Source organism: Mesorhizobium sp. B2-3-4, assembly GCF_006442315.1.
Taxonomy (GTDB): Bacteria; Pseudomonadota; Alphaproteobacteria; order Rhizobiales; family Rhizobiaceae; genus Mesorhizobium.
The window spans coordinates 42,587-58,986 of sequence record NZ_VFVY01000018.1; the positions used below are offsets into that span (position 1 = coordinate 42,587).

The 16,400-nt window shown below is 63.5% G+C and carries 17 protein-coding genes; 4 read left to right on the forward strand and 13 right to left on the reverse strand.

The genetic code is table 11. From position 1 onward, the window contains the following. Positions 1-5: 5 nt before the first annotated feature. A complete protein-coding gene (locus FJ967_RS24000) occupies positions 6-353 on the reverse strand; it encodes a GFA family protein (protein WP_140734432.1) in 348 nt (115 codons plus the stop codon). A 172-nt stretch (positions 354-525) separates the two neighbouring features. Here FJ967_RS24000 and FJ967_RS24005 point away from each other — a divergent pair, with 172 nt between their 5' ends. After that, a complete protein-coding gene (locus FJ967_RS24005) occupies positions 526-1,821 on the forward strand; it encodes an amidase (RefSeq protein WP_140734434.1) in 1,296 nt (431 codons plus the stop codon). Between the two features lie 40 nt (positions 1,822-1,861). Here FJ967_RS24005 and FJ967_RS24010 read toward each other — a convergent pair whose 3' ends face one another. The 5 genes from FJ967_RS24010 to FJ967_RS24030 are packed head-to-tail and all read right to left on the reverse strand — an operon-like array spanning position 1,862 to position 6,128. After that, positions 1,862-2,254 carry a hypothetical protein gene (locus tag FJ967_RS24010; RefSeq protein ID WP_140734436.1) on the reverse strand — a complete coding sequence of 131 codons (393 nt, stop codon included), beginning with the start codon at positions 2,252-2,254 and terminating at the stop codon, positions 1,862-1,864. Between the two features lie 40 nt (positions 2,255-2,294). Continuing rightward, positions 2,295-3,275, reverse strand: coding sequence for a hydroxyacid dehydrogenase (locus FJ967_RS24015; protein WP_140734667.1), 981 nt, complete (start codon positions 3,273-3,275; stop codon positions 2,295-2,297). Positions 3,276-3,289: 14 nt separating this feature from the next. Further along, entirely contained in the window at positions 3,290-4,009 is a 720-nt protein-coding gene (locus FJ967_RS24020) for a FadR/GntR family transcriptional regulator (RefSeq protein ID WP_140734438.1), read from the reverse strand. Between the two features lie 2 nt (positions 4,010-4,011). Next, a complete protein-coding gene (locus FJ967_RS24025) occupies positions 4,012-5,181 on the reverse strand; it encodes a mandelate racemase/muconate lactonizing enzyme family protein (RefSeq protein WP_140734440.1) in 1,170 nt (389 codons plus the stop codon). A gap of 59 nt (positions 5,182-5,240) precedes the next feature. Further along, positions 5,241-6,128, reverse strand: a complete 888-nt coding sequence (locus tag FJ967_RS24030) for a sugar phosphate isomerase/epimerase (RefSeq protein WP_140734442.1) — start codon at positions 6,126-6,128, stop codon at positions 5,241-5,243. A 400-nt stretch (positions 6,129-6,528) separates the two neighbouring features. On the opposite strand from FJ967_RS24030, the gene FJ967_RS24035 reads away from it, so the two are divergent. From FJ967_RS24035 to FJ967_RS24045, 3 genes are all read left to right on the forward strand, one after another. Next, positions 6,529-7,584 (forward strand): sugar phosphate isomerase/epimerase, encoded by a 1,056-nt coding sequence (locus FJ967_RS24035; protein WP_140734444.1) that lies wholly within the window; start codon positions 6,529-6,531, stop codon positions 7,582-7,584. Positions 7,585-7,630: 46 nt separating this feature from the next. Beyond that, complete coding sequence (locus FJ967_RS24040) at positions 7,631-8,818, forward strand: Gfo/Idh/MocA family oxidoreductase (protein ID WP_140734446.1); 1,188 nt, start codon at positions 7,631-7,633, stop codon at positions 8,816-8,818. A gap of 70 nt (positions 8,819-8,888) precedes the next feature. Next, the gene (locus FJ967_RS24045; RefSeq protein WP_140734448.1) at positions 8,889-9,740 is read left to right on the forward strand and encodes a sugar phosphate isomerase/epimerase; all 852 of its coding nucleotides are present in this window, start codon (positions 8,889-8,891) and stop codon (positions 9,738-9,740) included. 139 nt (positions 9,741-9,879) lie between these two features. On the opposite strand, the gene phnE (FJ967_RS24050) is transcribed toward FJ967_RS24045, so the two are convergent. From phnE (FJ967_RS24050) to phnL, 7 genes are all read right to left on the reverse strand, one after another. Beyond that, positions 9,880-11,247 carry a phosphonate ABC transporter, permease protein PhnE gene (gene phnE / locus FJ967_RS24050; protein ID WP_140734450.1) on the reverse strand — a complete coding sequence of 456 codons (1,368 nt, stop codon included), beginning with the start codon at positions 11,245-11,247 and terminating at the stop codon, positions 9,880-9,882. Between the two features lie 3 nt (positions 11,248-11,250). After that, positions 11,251-12,207 (reverse strand): phosphonate ABC transporter, permease protein PhnE, encoded by a 957-nt coding sequence (phnE, locus tag FJ967_RS24055; RefSeq protein WP_140734452.1) that lies wholly within the window; start codon positions 12,205-12,207, stop codon positions 11,251-11,253. A gap of 55 nt (positions 12,208-12,262) precedes the next feature. Then, positions 12,263-13,171: a phosphonate ABC transporter substrate-binding protein gene (phnD, locus tag FJ967_RS24060; protein ID WP_140734454.1), complete on the reverse strand. Its 909-nt coding sequence runs from the start codon at positions 13,169-13,171 to the stop codon at positions 12,263-12,265. A gap of 111 nt (positions 13,172-13,282) precedes the next feature. Beyond that, complete coding sequence (gene phnC / locus FJ967_RS24065) at positions 13,283-14,140, reverse strand: phosphonate ABC transporter ATP-binding protein (RefSeq protein WP_140734456.1); 858 nt, start codon at positions 14,138-14,140, stop codon at positions 13,283-13,285. Positions 14,141-14,267: 127 nt separating this feature from the next. Further along, positions 14,268-14,978 carry a DUF1868 domain-containing protein gene (locus tag FJ967_RS24070; RefSeq protein ID WP_140734458.1) on the reverse strand — a complete coding sequence of 237 codons (711 nt, stop codon included), beginning with the start codon at positions 14,976-14,978 and terminating at the stop codon, positions 14,268-14,270. Positions 14,979-15,064: 86 nt separating this feature from the next. Further along, entirely contained in the window at positions 15,065-15,682 is a 618-nt protein-coding gene (locus tag FJ967_RS24075) for a DapH/DapD/GlmU-related protein (RefSeq protein ID WP_140734460.1), read from the reverse strand. After that, positions 15,679-16,386, reverse strand: coding sequence for a phosphonate C-P lyase system protein PhnL (gene phnL, locus FJ967_RS24080; RefSeq protein WP_140734462.1), 708 nt, complete (start codon positions 16,384-16,386; stop codon positions 15,679-15,681). Before phnL ends, FJ967_RS24075 begins: the two co-directional genes overlap by 4 nt. Positions 16,387-16,400: the final 14 nt, after the last annotated feature.

The window sequence follows — 16,400 nt, forward strand, 5'->3', positions numbered from 1 at the left end:
AGGCTTCATGCCGAACGCCCGTCGAAATCGAAGATCGACAAAGTGGACGGATCGACATCATCGATACAGTTGATGTTGATGTACGCGCTACGCCCCGTGCCTTCGCTCGTATCCTCGGCGAAGGGATGGATGCCGCAACTGCGGCAGAAGCGGTGCGCGATCGTCCCATTGCCGAATGTGTAGCGGCCGAGATCATCGCCCCAGGCGACGACTGTGAGCTTGTCGTGCGGCACGGCCCACAGCAGCGCACCCTTGCGGGCGCAGATCGAACAATTGCAGCGCACGACGCCGCTCAGTTCGCCTGCCACTTCGAACACAACCTTGCCGCAGTGGCAGCTGCCCTTGTACAGCATCAGTATCTTCCCATTGCTGGCAGGTGCAAAGGCACGCTGTCCGGGTTATCCCTTCGGCATGCCCAACCGGCTGCTTGCGCCTTTGTTTTCGCAATTCCGAACAGAAAACCGCGACACACTTTTCCTGGAATTGCTTTAAAGACGCTCCATCTTGGCGGAGTCCGACATCGACATGCAATCAATCCGCGACCATCTCGAAATCATCCTGTCACGTCTTGCCAATCGCGCGGCCGACGAGAAGGTCTACGTGAAGCTCTATGACGAAGCCGCGCGCGCGGCGGCCGATGCCAGCGACGCCCGCAAACGGACCGGCGTGATGCTCGGACCGCTCGACGGCACCATCGTCTCGATCAAGGATCTGTTCGATGTCGCCGGCGAAGCGACGACGGCGGGCTCGCTGATGCGCAAGACCGCCGCGCCCGCTTCGCGCGACGCCGCCATCGTCGGCCGGTTGCGCCAGGCCGGCGCGGTCATCATCGGCAAAACGGGCATGACCGAATTCGCCTTCACCGCGATCGGCGACAACATGCATTACGGGACACCGGGCAACGCCGTCGACCCCGGCCGCATTCCAGGCGGTTCGTCGTCCGGCGCGGGCGTATCCGTGGGCGAGGGGACCAGCGAAATCTCCATCGGGTCCGATACCGGGGGCTCGATCCGCATTCCGGCGGCGCTCAACGGCGTCGTCGGTTTCAAGCCGACGGCGCGGCGCGTCCCGCTCTTCGGTGCCTTTCCGCTTTCGGGCACGCTGGATTCGGTTGGCCCTCTTGCCCGGACCGTCGCCCACTGTGCTGCCGCCGACGCGGTGATGGCAGGCGAGATACCGGCCGAGCTGATGCCATTCTCCCTTTCGGGACTTCGCGTCGGCGTTCCGCGCGGCGTCCTTTTCACGGAGACCGAAAGCGAGATTGCCGCGGCATTCGAGCGGTGCCTCGGCACGATGGGCCAGGCCGGGGCAGGACTTGCGGAGCTGTCGGTCGACGACCTGATCGCGGATTTGCGCGCCGCCACCAAACGCGGCTCGATCGCGGCCATGGAAGGCGCGGAGGTGCATGCCGACTGGCTGGCTACAGGAGCGCCGGTGGCTGTCGACCCGCATGTCAGCGGACCCTTGTCACGGGCGGCGCTGCTGCCGACGCCGGTCTATATCCGGGCGCTACGCCGGCGCGCCGCACTGGTCGCCGCCATGGACGAGCGGCTTTCGTCGGTGGATGTCCTGGCCCTGCCAACCACGCCGGTGGCGGCGCCGACCATTGTTTCCATGGCTGAAGACGCCGAGCTGCGTGACCGCACCGAGGGATTGCTGCTGCGCAACACTCAGGTCGCCAATCAGTTCGACCTCTGCGCGATTTCGCTGCCTATGCCAGGGACGTCGCTGCCGGCGGGCCTGATGCTGGTCGCACGCAACGGCCATGATCACCACCTGTTGCGGATCGCCGCATCGGTGGAGGCCTTGCTCGCTTCCTGACGCGCTGTACCGCTTCAGGCCGGGAGCATGCTCCCGGCTATTATTGCTTGAACGAGAAGCAGTGCTTGCGCTCACTGTCCCGGGCAGCGCGCACGATGCTCGTCGCGACCAGCCAGGGCAGGCTGTAGTCCTTGCCGGTGAAGGTCTGGGTCCGATGTTCGATCGATCCCCTGACGACGATCCTGCCGGCATAAAGCGCGTCGGACGCATCGGTCATCGCCTTGTCCTTCGGCGGCAACCGGCTGGTGTCGATCGACACACCCTTGATGATCCTGTCGGTGGCGAGATCGAGCGCGCTGTTCGACGGGCAGGGCGCCTTGAAGCAGCGCAGTCCGTTGTCGCAATAGACATAGCTGCTCTCGGCCAACGCCAGAGATGGCAAGGCGCAGGTCGAGCAAGCCGCAGCCAGAAATGCAAGGCGAAGACCAGACATGGTCACAACGTCGCGAAAAAATGGGGCAAAAACGCGATTGCTATGTCAGGCCTGGAAACCGCCGCCTGTAGTGGTCGACCACTTCGGGGTTGCGCAGATTGACAGGCAGCTTGTCTGCTAGGACCAGCAAGGCTTCGCCGGCCGCGCCGACGCCCATGCGCATCATCGATTCCTCGGTAATGCCGGCCATGTGAGGGGTGATGATGACATTGTCGAAGCCGAAATAGGGATGGTTTGACGGCAGCGGCTGCGTCGAGAAAACGTCGAGCGCTGCTCCGCCGATGCGGCGCTCCCGCAAGGCGTCGATCAGCGCGTCGTCGTCGATTACTGGCCCGCGCGACACGTTGATCAGCAGCGCGTTGGGCCTCATGCGGGCAATGCGTTCGCGGCTGATCAGGCCGCGTGTCTCCGGCGTCAGCGGGCAGCACAGAACGATGATGTCGCTCTGCTCGACCAGCGCGTCGATCGACAGGAAGCCAACCTTGTCGGGCGCCGGTTGCATGCTGCGCGTCGTCGCCACCACTTTCAGGTCGAAGCCGTGCGCGGCGATATGGCCGACCGCCTGCCCGACGGCGCCAAGGCCGACGATGCCGATGGTCTTGCCGGCGAGTTCGATGTTGGCATTGGCGTGCTCGCGCCCGGCCAGCCAGCCTTTCGCGCGCAGGTCGCGGTCGACCCTGCGGAACTGGCGCAGCAGTGCAAGCGCGGCGAACATGACATGTTCGGCCACTGAACGGGCATTGACCGCCGGCACGTTGGCGACCAGGACACCGGCCGCGGTCGCTGCTTCCATCGGGATCATGTCGAGCCCGGCGCCATGGCGGATCGCAGCCCTCAGCTTCCAGGCACCTTCGAACAGCGCCGGCGGCAAGGGCGCGCGCACGATGACGATGTCGACGTCCTTCGCTTCCCTGGCCAAGGTGGCGGCATCGAGTGCCGAAGCAATGACGAGTTGACCGACGCCGGCAAGTTTCGCCGATGCGCGCGGGTGCAACGCATGGGTGGACAGGATCTTCGGCACGCTCTGGGCCACGGTCAGGCCTTTTCGAGCGCAGGGCTCGCGGGCGCAGCCGCCTTGCCGCCCTCGATCAGCCCTTTCCAATAGCTTTCCGCGCCCTGCAGATGAGCGCTCATCAGCGCCTGGGCGAGATTGCCGTCGCGGCGCAGCAGCGCCTCATAGATCTGCACATGCTCGGCATGCGAGCGCACGCTGCGTTCGGGATCGTTGAAGTAGATCGGCAGGCGCTGCTCGCCCATCAGATAGTAGACGCTGCAGATGTTGTGAAAAACGCCGTTCTTCGTGGCGCGCACGATTTCGAGATGGAATTCGCGGTCCTCCTTGGCGAGGCCTTCGCCAGCGGCGATGCGTTCCTCGGAGGCTTTCAGGATTTCGCGCAGCCGTTCGAAATTCTCCTCGGTGGCGCGCGAACAGGCGAGCTCGGCCGCTTTGATCTCGTGGATCTTGCGCAGCTCGACCGTCTCATAGATCTGCAGGGGATCGAGTGGCAGGCCCGCGCGGGCGAAAAGCGCCAGCGCTTCCACGCTCGCCTGTTTGGTGTCGATGTAGATGCCCGATTTGGCCCGGCGCTCGACGATGCGCATCGCCTCGAGGATGGCGAGCGCCTCGCGGATCTGGCCGCGGCTGACGGAGAAATGCTCCGCCAGTTCGCGTTCCGAAGGCGTGCGCCCGCTCTCCTTGTCCGAATGGGAGAACAGATAGGCGGCGAGTTCGGCAAGAAGGTTCTTTTCTTTCATCGTCAACTTCGTTGCGCGTGCGCCTCCAGGAACCGCTCCGAAATGGTGAATCCCAATCCGGGCTTTTCCGGGATCGCTATCATACCGTCCTTGGCTTCGACAGTCTCTTCGACCAAATCGTGGATCATCGGGTTGGCGCCGAGCGAATATTCGACCGTGAAACTCGACGGCGAGGCGGCGCAGACATGCAGGCCGGCGAAGAAGCAGGGCGCGCCGGCCCACAGATGCGGCGCAAAGCGCAGATTGAAGGCACTGGCAATGGTGCCGATCTTCATCGCCTCGCTGATGCCGCCGCAGAAGGCGGGATCGGGCTGGAAGATGTCGGCCGCCTTGAGCACGGCGAGGTCGCGGAAGGCATAGCGCGTGGCTTCGCTCTCGCCTGTGGCGATCGGAACCGCGCCCGAGGCGCGCACCTCGGCCATGCCGGACTTGTCGTCGGCGATGACGGGCTCCTCGAACCAGGCGAGATCGAGATCGCCGACGAGACGGATGAAGCGCTTGGCTTCCGCCACCGCATAGGTGCCGTGGGCATCGACCATCAATTCGACGTCGGGGCCGAGTGCCTGGCGCGCGGCGCGCACGCGTGCGGCGGAAATATGGGCTGCACCATCCATGGCGCCGACCCGCATCTTCAGCGCCTTGAAGCCGCCTTTGGCGATATAGGATCTCAATTGCTCGCCTATGGCGTCGGCCGATGCCCAGCCTCCCGAGGCATAGGCCTGCATGCGATCGACCTTGCGACCGCCGAGAAGCCGCCAGACCGGCTGGCCGAGCGACTTGCCCAATATATCCCAGAGCGCGATGTCGACGGCGCTGATGGCGGCAATGCTCATGCCGCGCCGCGCCAGCTGCGGCATGGCGTGACCGGCGCGGGCGGCACTCTCGTGGCGCACGCCGTTGTAGAGCATCTCCCAGATGATGCCGATATCGGCGGGGTCGCGGCCGATCAGTTGCGGCCCGACCTCGTGGTTCAGCATATGGACGAGTGCACCGTAGCTGCCGGCGCTGCCGGCGGCATTCTTGCCTTCGCCCCAGCCTACCAGCCCGTCATCGGTTTCGATGCGCAGGATGGCGGCGTCGAAAGTCGTCACCTGGCCGAAGTCGCTGCGGTGCTGCTTCGCGGCTTCGATCGGGACGCGGACCCACCAGGCCTGGACTGTCTTGATGCGCATATTTTTCCCCAGCCCCGCCGCCGGTCAGGGCGGAAGGGCAAACTCCCAACAGACGTCGACTACTTGATCAGCGGCAGCAGCGTTTCGGCGGTGATGCGCATCTGGTCGGTGTAGAATTTTTCGGTGAGCACGCTGGAGCCATGATCCTGGATGAACTTCAGCTGTTCGGGCGAGATATCGACCGGGTGGCGCTCGACCATTTCGGGATAGGGTGCGGCCGGCGTGCGATCGACGGGGGCGACGAACTCATTGGTCAGCGCGCCGTCGTAGCCGACTTCCCGCAAGGTCGCGACGATCGCAGGCCAATCGATCTGGCCGAGACCGGCGGCAAAGCGGTTGTTGTCGGCGACGTGGAAGTCGAAGAGGCGCTTGCCGACCTGCCGGATGGCGTCATGGACGTTAAATTCCTCCATATGGATGTGGTAGGCATCCAGGCAGACGCCGCATTCGGGGCTGACAGCGTCGGCCAGCGCCAGCGCCTGGGCGCCGCGATTGAACAGATAGGTCTCGAAGCGGTTCAACGGCTCGACGGCGATCTTGACGCCGACCTTCTTGGCATGGGTGAAGCATTCGCGGGTGGCGTCGACGACCCACTTCCACTCCTCTTCCTCGGTGCCGTCGGGCACCACCTTGCCGACGGTCGCCGGAACCAGCGTGATGATCTCGCCGTCGAGTTCGCTGACCATGGTCAGCACATCCTTGACATATTGCACGGAGCGCTCGCGCTGGCCCTGGTTCTTGGCGGCGAGGTTGCGTTCGCCCAGCATCAACGTCACCGAGCCCCAGCAGCGTATGCCATGCTCCTTCAGCAGCGCGCGCGTCTCCTTGGTCTTGTACTGCTCGGGCTCGCCGGAAATCTCGATCGACTCGTAGCCGAATTTCTTGATACGCCTGAGCGTCGTCTCCAGGGGTTCCGCGCGCATCCAGTTGTGCGTCGAAAGATGCATGGTCTGTCCTTCCCAAATCCGTCCGAATGGTTTGCCTGCGACATGCGTCGCCAAAAGGCGACGCAAGGGTTCCTCCCCAAGGCATCCCCAGCCTTTTCTTGCAAACTGGTTCGACCAATTGGGCCTGAAATGAGGTCTACAGTAAATTCTTCGAGACGGCAAGAACCGTGGTGCTGCGGCCACTGCGCTGCATTAGTTTGTTGATTATATTGCGATATGTGTCGCCGGTTTGTCGGGATGATTGGCCTTGTGCGCGCAATCCGAGGCTTGACCGAATTGCCTTATTTGGTAATACCAGAATAGCAGAGCGGGCAAAGCGCCCGACGCGAAAAGACCAAAGTGGCTGGCCCTGCGTTCATCAGGCGCTATGCTTGGTCCAGACAAATGAGGGAGGATGCCGATGCCGACGACAATGAAGGGCCCTGGATTGTTCCTGGCGCAGTTCGCGGGCGATGCCGCACCGTTCAATTCACTGGCGTCGATCACCAAATGGGCGGCCGGTCTCGGCTACAAAGGCGTGCAGATACCAACCTGGGACGCGCGCCTGTTCGACCTCAAGAAGGCGGCGTCGTCCAAGGCCTATTGCGACGAGGTGAAGGGCATCTGCGCTGACGCCGGCGTCGAGATCACCGAACTGTCGACGCATCTTCAGGGGCAGTTGGTGGCGGTGCATCCGGCCTATGACGCGCAGATGGATGGCTTCGCGCCGCCCTCGGTGCACAACAACCCGAAGGCACGGCAGAAATGGGCTGTCGAGCAGATGAAATTCGGCGCCAAGGCTTCGCGCAATCTCGGGCTCGATGTCTCGGTCTCGTTCACCGGCTCGCTGGCGTTCCCCTATCTCTATCCCTTCCCGCAGCGGCCGGCCGGGCTGATCGAGGAAGCCTTCGGCGAACTGGCCAAGCGGTGGAAGCCGATCCTGGACGTCTACGAGGACAATGGCGTCGATATCGGCTACGAAATCCATCCCTCGGAAGACGTCTTCGATGGCGCGACCTTCGAGATGTTCCTCGATGCGCTTGGCGGCCACAAGCGCTGCAACATCAACTACGACCCGTCGCACTTCCTGCTGCAGCAGCTCGACTATCTCGAATTCATCGACATCTATCACGAGCGGATCAAGGCTTTCCACGTCAAGGACGCCGAGTTCAATCCGACCGGGCGGCAAGGCGTCTACTCCGGCTACCAGAGCTGGACCAACCGCGCCGGCCGCTTCCGCTCGCTCGGTGACGGGCAAGTGGATTTCGGCGGCATCTTCTCCAAGCTGACCCAGTACAACTACGATTCCTGGGCGGTGCTGGAATGGGAGTGCTGCCTGAAGCATCCGGAGGATGGCGCCGCCGAGGGCGCGCCCTTCATCCAGCACCACATCATCCGGGTGACGGAGAAGGCATTCGACGATTTCGCCGCCGGCACCACGGACAAGAAGCTGCTGCGCGCCATGATGGGAATCTGACAAGGCTCCCTTCGGGGAGGGGCATTTCGCACGAGGGAGTAAAGACATGGTTGGCGCATCGAAGTCGGAAGCGGGGGGCGGCCCGATCCGCTACGGCATGGTCGGCGGCGGGCAAGGCGCCTTCATCGGCGCGGTGCACCGGATCGCGGCGCGGCTGGACAATGATTTCGTGCTGGTCGCCGGTGCGCTGTCGTCCGACCCGGCGCGGGCGAAAGCCTCGGCCGCAGAACTCGGGCTTGATCCCGACCGCAGCTATGCGTCCTATGCCGAAATGGCCAAGGCCGAAGCGAAGCGCCCGGACGGCATCGAGGCCGTGGCCATCGTCACCCCCAACAATGTGCATGTGCCGGCGGCCAAGGCATTCCTCGAAGCAGGCATCCACGTGGTCTGCGACAAGCCCCTGGCAACGACGCTGGCCGAAGCAAAAAAGCTCGCGGCGGTGGTTGAGAGGACCGGCAAGGTCTTCGTGCTCACCCACAATTACACCGCCTATCCGATGGTTCGGCAGGCGCGCGAGATGGTGGCCAAGGGGGCGCTGGGCGATATCCGCATCGTGCAGTCGGAATATCCGCAGGACTGGCTGACCGAGGACCTCGCCGCTACCGGCCAGAAGCAGGCCTCGTGGCGCGGCGATCCCAAGCAGGCCGGTGCGGGTGGCGCGCTCGGCGACATCGGAACCCATGCCTATAATCTTGCCCGCTTCGTTTCCGGACTCGAGCTCGATTCGCTCTCGGCCGATCTCGATGCTTTCGTCCCGGGGCGGCTGCTCGACGACAATGTCAACGTCATGCTGCGTTTCAAACCGGCGGGAAAAACGCATCCGGCCAAGGGCATGATCTGGGCCAGCCAGGTGGCGCCCGGCCACGAGAACGGCTTGAAGCTGCGCATCTACGGCTCCAAGGGCGGGCTGGAATGGGTGCAGGCCGATCCCAACTACCTCTGGTACACGCCGTTCGGCCAGCCGAAACAATTGATCACCCGCAACGGTGCCGGTGCGCTGCCGGTGGCTGGCCGCGTCAGCCGCGTTCCGTCGGGCCATCCCGAGGGTTATCTCGAAGGCTTCGCAAACATCTATCAGGAAGCGGCGCGCGCCATCCGCGCGGCGCGTCGCAAGGGCGGCAAGCCGGCCAGGGATGTCGTCTTCCCAACCATCCAGGACGGCGTCGAAGGCATGGCCTTTATCGAAGCCTGCGTGAAATCTTCAAAAAAGAATGGGGCGTGGACAAAGCTCTAGGGCACGGTCGTCATGTGAGGGTGGGGCCCCGCCTGAACCTGGGCGCATTTCTAGAGGGGGAGGGGTGTCGATGAAAATTGGCATGTGCATGTTCTTGTGGACGACGACGGTGTCGAGGAAGCACGAGCCGCTGCTACGCGACATCAAGGCAACCGGCTTCGACGGCGTCGAGATCCCGATCTTCGCCGGCGCGCCGGACGATTACAGCAAGCTCGGCGACCTGCTCGACCGCATCGGCCTTGAGAGAACGGCCGTTTCAGCCATGGGCGATCCGGCGATGAACCTGATCTCGGCCGACGCGGCGACGCGCAAGGCCGGAGTCGACTACATGAAATGGGCCATCGACTGTGCCGACGCGCTTGGCGCGAGGACGCTGAGCGGACCGCTGCACTCGACACTCGGCGCCTTTTCAGGCTCCGGGCCGACATCAGCCGAAAAGAAACGCTCGGTCGCCTCGCAGCGCGCCATCGGTGACCATGCCGGCAAGCGTAACGTCACCATCGGGCTCGAGGCACTGAACCGCTTCGAATGCTATCTTCTCAACACCATGGCCGACCTGTCGGAGCATATCGACGCCATCGACCGCCCGCACATTAAGGCGATGTACGATACGTTCCACGCCAATATCGAGGAGCCCGATCCGATCGGCGCTTACACGAAGCATCGGGGCAATGTCGTGCATATCCACATATCGGAGAACGATCGCGGCGTGCCGGGACGCGGCAACATCCCTTGGCCGGAGACATTCGCGGCCATCCGCAAGAGCGGCTATGACGACTGGCTGACCATCGAAGCGTTCGGCCGCTCGCTGAAGGATCTGGCGGCGGCGACGAAAGTGTGGCGCGATTTTTCCGAGACACCGGAAGCTGTGTACCGGGACGGGTACAAGCATATCAGGAATGGGTGGAAGAAGGCGGCTTGAGCCCTTCTCTTCGTCATCCATGGGCGGAGCGGACCCGGCGGGCACCTGAGCGATCGTTCTGCGCCGCGTCGCGTCGCTCCTTGCTTCGCATGTGGATGACGAAGGCGCGGTGGTCGCTGCCACTCATAGCGACCGTTGATCACCCCTGCTCAGCCTGGATCCGGTTGTAGTCATGGATCGTCCGGCTCAGCCGGCGGCGCAGGAAGTTCGAGATGTTGTCGAAGATGAAGACGACCATGAGGATCAGCAGCACCATGTAGAAGACGTTGGCCCAGTTGGAGTTGGTGCGCATGGCTTCCCACAGTTTCAGGCCGATGCCGCCGGCGCCGACAGCGCCGATGATGGTGGCGCCGCGGGTGTTGGATTCCCACTGATAGAGCGTCTGGCTGATGAAGACCGGGATCACCTCGGGCATGACGCCATAGCGCTGGACCAGGAGGCCGTTGGCGCCGGTCGAGAGCACGCCCTCGCGTGGCTTGTCGTCGATGTTTTCCAGCGCCTCGGAATAGGTTTTGCCGAGCGTGCCGATCTCGGTGAAGAAGATCGCGGCACTTCCGGCCAGCGGCCCGGGGCCGAAGGCACGGGTGAAGAACAGCGCCCAGATCAGCATGTCGACCGATCGCATGAAGTCGAAGAAGCGCTTGAGCACCTGGCTCAGCACACCGCTCGGCGTGATGTTGCGCGCCGCGAAGAAGGCCAGCGGGAAGGCGACGATGCCGCCAAGCAGCGTGCCAAGGAACGCCATGACGATGGTCTGCAACAACTTCGTCCAGACGTCGCCGTGCTGCCACTGGGCGTTGTTCCAGATATTGTCGCCGGCGAGCGCGAGGTTCGATGTGCCGGGCTTCAGCTCCGGCCCGGACATGATCAGCGAGACGACTTCGCCGGCCGGTTTGCCGAAGAAGGGCGAGCGCGTGTCGAAGACGAAATTCGCCCAGCCCAGAAAGCGCTTGCGCACCTTGACGCGGTCGACCGTGACGCGCACCTCGCCGACGAAACCCATCTTGGCGACGATCTCGTCGTCATGCACGGTGACCCAGTCCGGCACCGGGCCTGATACCACCGGCTTGCCGCCAGTCAGAGACACAGGGACCGTCTGGCCGTTGGCGACGATGGTCGCCTGGGTCTTGTCGAAGGTGACCGACTTGGCCGGTCCATCGATCAGGATGGTGTAGGTGCCGTTCGCGTTCTTGATCACCCAGTCCGGATTCGGATTCTCGCCAAGAGCCGAGAAGCGCGGATATTTGGGTGTGATCTCCGGTTGGTCGAGGCGGAATTCCGGCTGCAGGTCGTAGCTGACCCATTGCGTCAGGAAGAGCGGCAGGCGTTCCCAGTGCGATTCGCGCAGCACCTGCGGCAGGCTGAAGAACCACAGGACATAGACGAGGTAGAGCAGAATGCCGGCGAACAGGAGCAGCGGCGTGAAGCGTTTGTACAGCGGCCGCCGAAATATCTGCGGATGGCGCTGCTCGATCGACAGCATCTGCTCGGCGGTCATGGTCGCCATGGTCTAGGCCCCCATCATGAAGGCTTGTTCGCCGACAAGCTTGCGACGGAGCCAGGCGGAGAACTGGTCGATGATGAAGATTGTCGTGAACAGCAGCAGCACCAGCGCCAGCGTCTTGGCGCCGAAGCCGCGCGAGATGGACAGCTTCAGCTCTTCGCCGATGCCGCCGCCGCCGACGGCGCCAATGATGGTCGAGACGCGGACGTTGATCTCGACGCGCAGCAGCGTGTACGACATGAAATTGGGCAGCACCTGCGGCAGGCCGGCAAAACGAACGCGCTCGAACCAGTTGGCGCCGACCGCGCGCAGGCCTTCCTCGGCCCGCATGTCGATGTTCTCATTGATTTCGTAGAACAGCTTGCCGAGAGCGCCGATCGAATGCAGGCCGATGGCGATGATGGCGGCGATCGGGCCGGCCGAGACGATTGCCGCGAACAGGCCGGCGATGACGATTTCGGGGAAAGCGCGCAGCAGTTCCATGAAGCGCTTGACGACCAGTCGCAGCACCGGATGCGGTGTCAGATTGCGCGCCGCGATGAAGGAAAAGGGCACCGCGAACATGAAACCGATGAAGGTCGAGACCAGCGCCATGTTCACCGTGGTGATCATCAGCTCGAAATATTCGGGGATGTAGAAACTGCCCCAGACATAGACACGTCCGAGCGGGAAGTTGAATTCCTGGGTGCCGATGTCGTGCGGCGAGGCGATGTCGAAGAGCGCGCGCCAGACGTCGTTCCAGTCCTTGGGAATGAGCCAGCTCAGGAAATCCAGAATATGCGGCAGCCGGTCGAAGAAATGCCCGGCATTGGCTTCGTCGGCGAACCACATGCTGGCCAGCATGGCGGCGATCAGCAGACCGACGCCGAGCACGGTATAGAACCGGCGCAGCGAGGTCTGGCGTCGCCAGGCATCGGCCATCTGGTGGGTGGCGCCGGAAGGGGCTGTCACGGAAAGGGTCATGATCGGAGATGCAAAAAGGGCGGCAACCGAGGTGCCGCCCTTTTCGATTTCGCCGTTAGCCGCCGATGGCAGCCTTACGGGCTTCGACGATGACGTTGTAGAAGTCCGGCTTCACCGGAACGTAGCCGGTAAAATCGCCGCCTTCGACGCCTTCGAAGCAAGCCTTGTCCTTGTTGGGCAGGTCGGTGAAGAAAGCGGTGAGCTTGGCGGTCATGTCGTCGCCGAGCGCGGTGCGCACGACCAGCGGGCCGTTCGGGATCAGGCCCGAGCGCCAGACTTCGACGAAGTCGTTCGGGTCGACGGCACCCTTGGCGACGACCTTGTGGAAGGTGCCGGAGGTGAAGCCGTTCTTGAAATCGCCGATGCCCGAGGAATCGTCGACCGCGACGTCGACCTTGCCGTCACGCACGGCCAGGATGTTGTTCTCATGGCCGCCATTGAACTGGGTCGAGGCGAAGAAGGTTTCGTTCGACGCGCCTGTATCCTTCGGGATCTGGGTCAGCGGGATCAGGTAGCCCGAGGTCGAATCCGGGTCGGCGTAGCCGAGCTTCTTGCCCTTGGCCGACTTGATGTCGGTGATGCCCGAGGTCTTCAGCGCCAGGCCGATCGAGTAATAGCCGGTCGAGCCGTCGGTCTGCTTGGTGGTGAGGATCGGGGTGACCGCCTTCGGGTCCTTGAGATAGACGCTGGCATAGCCGGAAGCGCCGAGTTCGGCGAAGTCGAGCGTGCCGCCGAGCAGGCCCTGGATGACGCCGTCATAGTCGGCGGCGGGGAACAGCGAAACCTTCTCGAAGCCGAATTCGGTCTTCAGGTGATCGGCCAGGCACTGATAGTTGCGCAGCCGGTCGGTTTCGTTTTCACCGCCGAGAATGCCAACGCGAAATTCCTTCATGTCGGCGGCGTGAGCCATGCTGGTGGCCATGGCGAGCACCGAAACGGCGCCGAAAACCATCTTCCTGAACATTGATGTCTCTCCTGTAAGTTCCGGCCCCGCGCCGGCGACGTTCTTGATCTTGACAAGTGCCCTTGACGCGGGCGGACGATCCAGGCTGCTCGCTATTGGCCCGTAATGGGCTCAGTACCCCGGGAATGCGGGTTCGAGCGGTCCGGCGGATGCGGCAATCTTCTGCTTGAAGGCAACGCTGGTGGAGGTGATGACCTCCGAGATTTCGCCGCCATTGCTGTCGGCGCCATAGACGAGACGCACCGCTTCGCGGTCGAGCGCTTCGGGCGGGCCGTCGAAGACGACCTTGCCGGCGGCCATGCCGATGATGCGGTTGCAATAGGTGCGCGCGGTATCGAGCGTGTGCAGATTGGTGACGACGGTGATGCCTTCGCGCAGATTGATGTCCTGCAGCGAATCCATCACCACCTTGGCGTTGAGCGGATCTAGCGAGGCGATCGGCTCGTCGGCGAGGATCACCTTGGGCTGCTGCATCATGGCACGCGCGATGGCGACACGCTGCTGCTGGCCGCCCGACAATGTGCCGGCGGGCTGCAGCGCGGTGCGGGCAATGTCGAGCCGCTCGAGCGCGGCGACCGCTTCGGCGCACTCGGCGCGCGAGAACATGCCGAGAAGGTTGGACACGGTCGAGCGGTGGTTCAATTTGCCCAGCAGCACGTTGGTCAGCACGTCGAGGCGCGGCACCAGGTTGAACTGCTGGAAGATCATGGCGCAGTCGCGCTGCCAGCGCCGCAGCGGCGAGCCGCGCAATTGCGAAACCTCGGCGCCGTCAAAAAAAATCGACCCCTGGCTGGGGTCGACGAGACGGTTGATCATGCGAAGAAGAGTTGATTTGCCGGCGCCCGAACGGCCGATGACGCCGACCATCTGACCTTGCGGGATCGAGATGTTGACGTCGCTGACGGCGGTGTTCTTGCCAAATCGTCGGCTGACACCGCGAATTTCGAGCGTGGCAGAGGCTGCTGGCATGGCAGGTTCCAGTCCGGACCATTGATCGTCGGACTCTCGCCTAACGCAGTGACATGAACCTGCCGTGTCGCGGGCATGTCAGTTTTGTTACGCTCCACAGGCGCGGCGGCCGGCCTCTAACGGGCGATCAGCCGAGCACCAGCAACTCCTCGAAATGCTTCATGTCGCGGAAGGCGCAGAAGGCGGGTGGCCTGATCTCGATCACCGGCGCCTCCCGGCCGAAAAGCATCAGGCTCTCGTCGAACAGCGCCTGCCATGCGGCGGCCCTGTCATCGGCAAGGCGCTGGGTCTGATAGGCGAAGGTGACGTGGAAGACGTAGGTGTCGTGATCGGGATGCCGGTAGCCGAACGGCACTGCGAGCGCGTCGCGCCATTCGCGCATGATGCGCACATCCTCTTCCGTCGCGCCAGCGACGGTGAGGCCGGTCGGCACGACTTCCACCACCTTGATGTTGAACGGACCGGCGCGCTGGAAGCCTTTCAGGCGTTCGAGATAGAAACGGGTCATGGCGTCGATGCTGGTGTCGAGCGGCACATCGGACGGCCAGTAGGGCAGGCGGCGACGGTATTCGATGACGCCCTGGAACAGGGTCATGTGCAGGCTGGAGACCGGGGTAAAGGCGAGGCGATCGGCATCGGGCATCGCCAGCATCTTCTCGCGCACGGCAAGCACCACGGTTTCCGAAGATGATCCGCTGACCAGATGGCTGACGACCGTATTGCCAGGTTCGAGGAGAAATTTGCCCGACGCGTCATAGCGCGTGCCGAGATGCACGGGAGGTCTGGGATTGGAGCCGGCAAAGAATCCGGCGAGCGAAGGTTTGATGATGTCGGGCATAGCGATCTCCAGCGGAAAGGCCGGTCCTGCCTAGCCGATATGTCAGGGATATGAACCTTGCCCATCCCTGACGAGGATGTGAAGCGCTATCCCTCGTATTTTTCCAGAAATGCCTCGGCCGACAGTTCCCGAAAATCGTCCAGACAGGCGCGCAGCCTGGCATGGTCCCAATCCCACCAGGCCAGCGCCTGGTAGCGTTCGGCGGTGCGGCGATCGAAGCGCTCGCGGATCGGTTTTGCCGGTACGCCGGCGACGATGGTGTAGGGCGCGACATCCTTCGAAACCACTGCGCCCGCGCCGACCGCCGCGCCATCGCCGACGGTGACGCCGGGCAGGACGGTCGAGCCATGACCGAGCCATGTGTCGTGGCCGATGGTGACCCTTTTCGCGCGGCGCTCGGCGAAAAACGCGCTCTCATGCTCGGCGTCGTCCCAATAGTCCGGCGCGCGGTAGGTGAAATGGTGCAGGGTTGGCCGCCATGTCGGATGGTTGGTGGCGTTGAGGCGCACGCTGGCCGCTATGTTGGCGAACTTGCCGATTGTCGCGCACCAGACGGCGCAGTCCTGCATCATGTAGGAATAGTCGCCGAGCTCGCTTTCGGAAACCCGGCTGCGGTCGGCAATTTCGGTCCAGCGGCCGAGCGTCGAATTGTGCACCTCCGCCGTTGGGTGGACCAGGGGCGTTTCCGACAATTTCCTGGTCATGCGGCGAGTTTTCCCGGGGCAAAGACGGTGACGTCGATGATGCGGTCGGCCACCGCCTCGCGCACATCATGGTCGTGGAAGATGCCGAGCAGGGCGACGCCTGCCGCCTTCTTGGCGGCGATCAATCCGATCACCACGTCGCGGTTGGTGGCGTCGAGCGATGCGGTTGGCTCGTCGAGCAGCAGGATCGGATGTTCGGTGATGAAGCCGCGCGCGATGTTGACGCGCTGCTGCTCGCCGCCGGAGAAGGTTGCCGGCGGCAGCATCCAGAGTTTTTCCGGCAGATTGAGCCGGGCCAGCAAGCTCCGTGCCTTATCCCGGGCCGTCTCGCGTTCCTCGCCGCGTTCGACCAGCGGCTCGGCAACGACATCAAGCGCCGAGACGCGCGGCACGGTACGCAGGAACTGGCTGACATAGCCGATCGTTTGCCGGCGTATGGCCAGCACGGTGCGCGGGCTGGCCTGGGCGAGGTCGACCAGTCCGCCCTCATGCTTGACGATGATCTGGCCTTCGTCGACGGCATAGTTGCCGTAGAGCATCTTCAGGATCGAGCTCTTGCCGGCGCCGGAGGGGCCGCCGAGCACGGTGCATTCGCCGGCCTTGATGGAGAAGGAAACGCCGGCGACGACCGGCAGCTTGATGCCGTCGCGCAGGTGCATGGTGAAGCTCTTGGCGACGTCGGAGACAACGAGCGGGGTTGGCATCGTCAAAGTCCTTT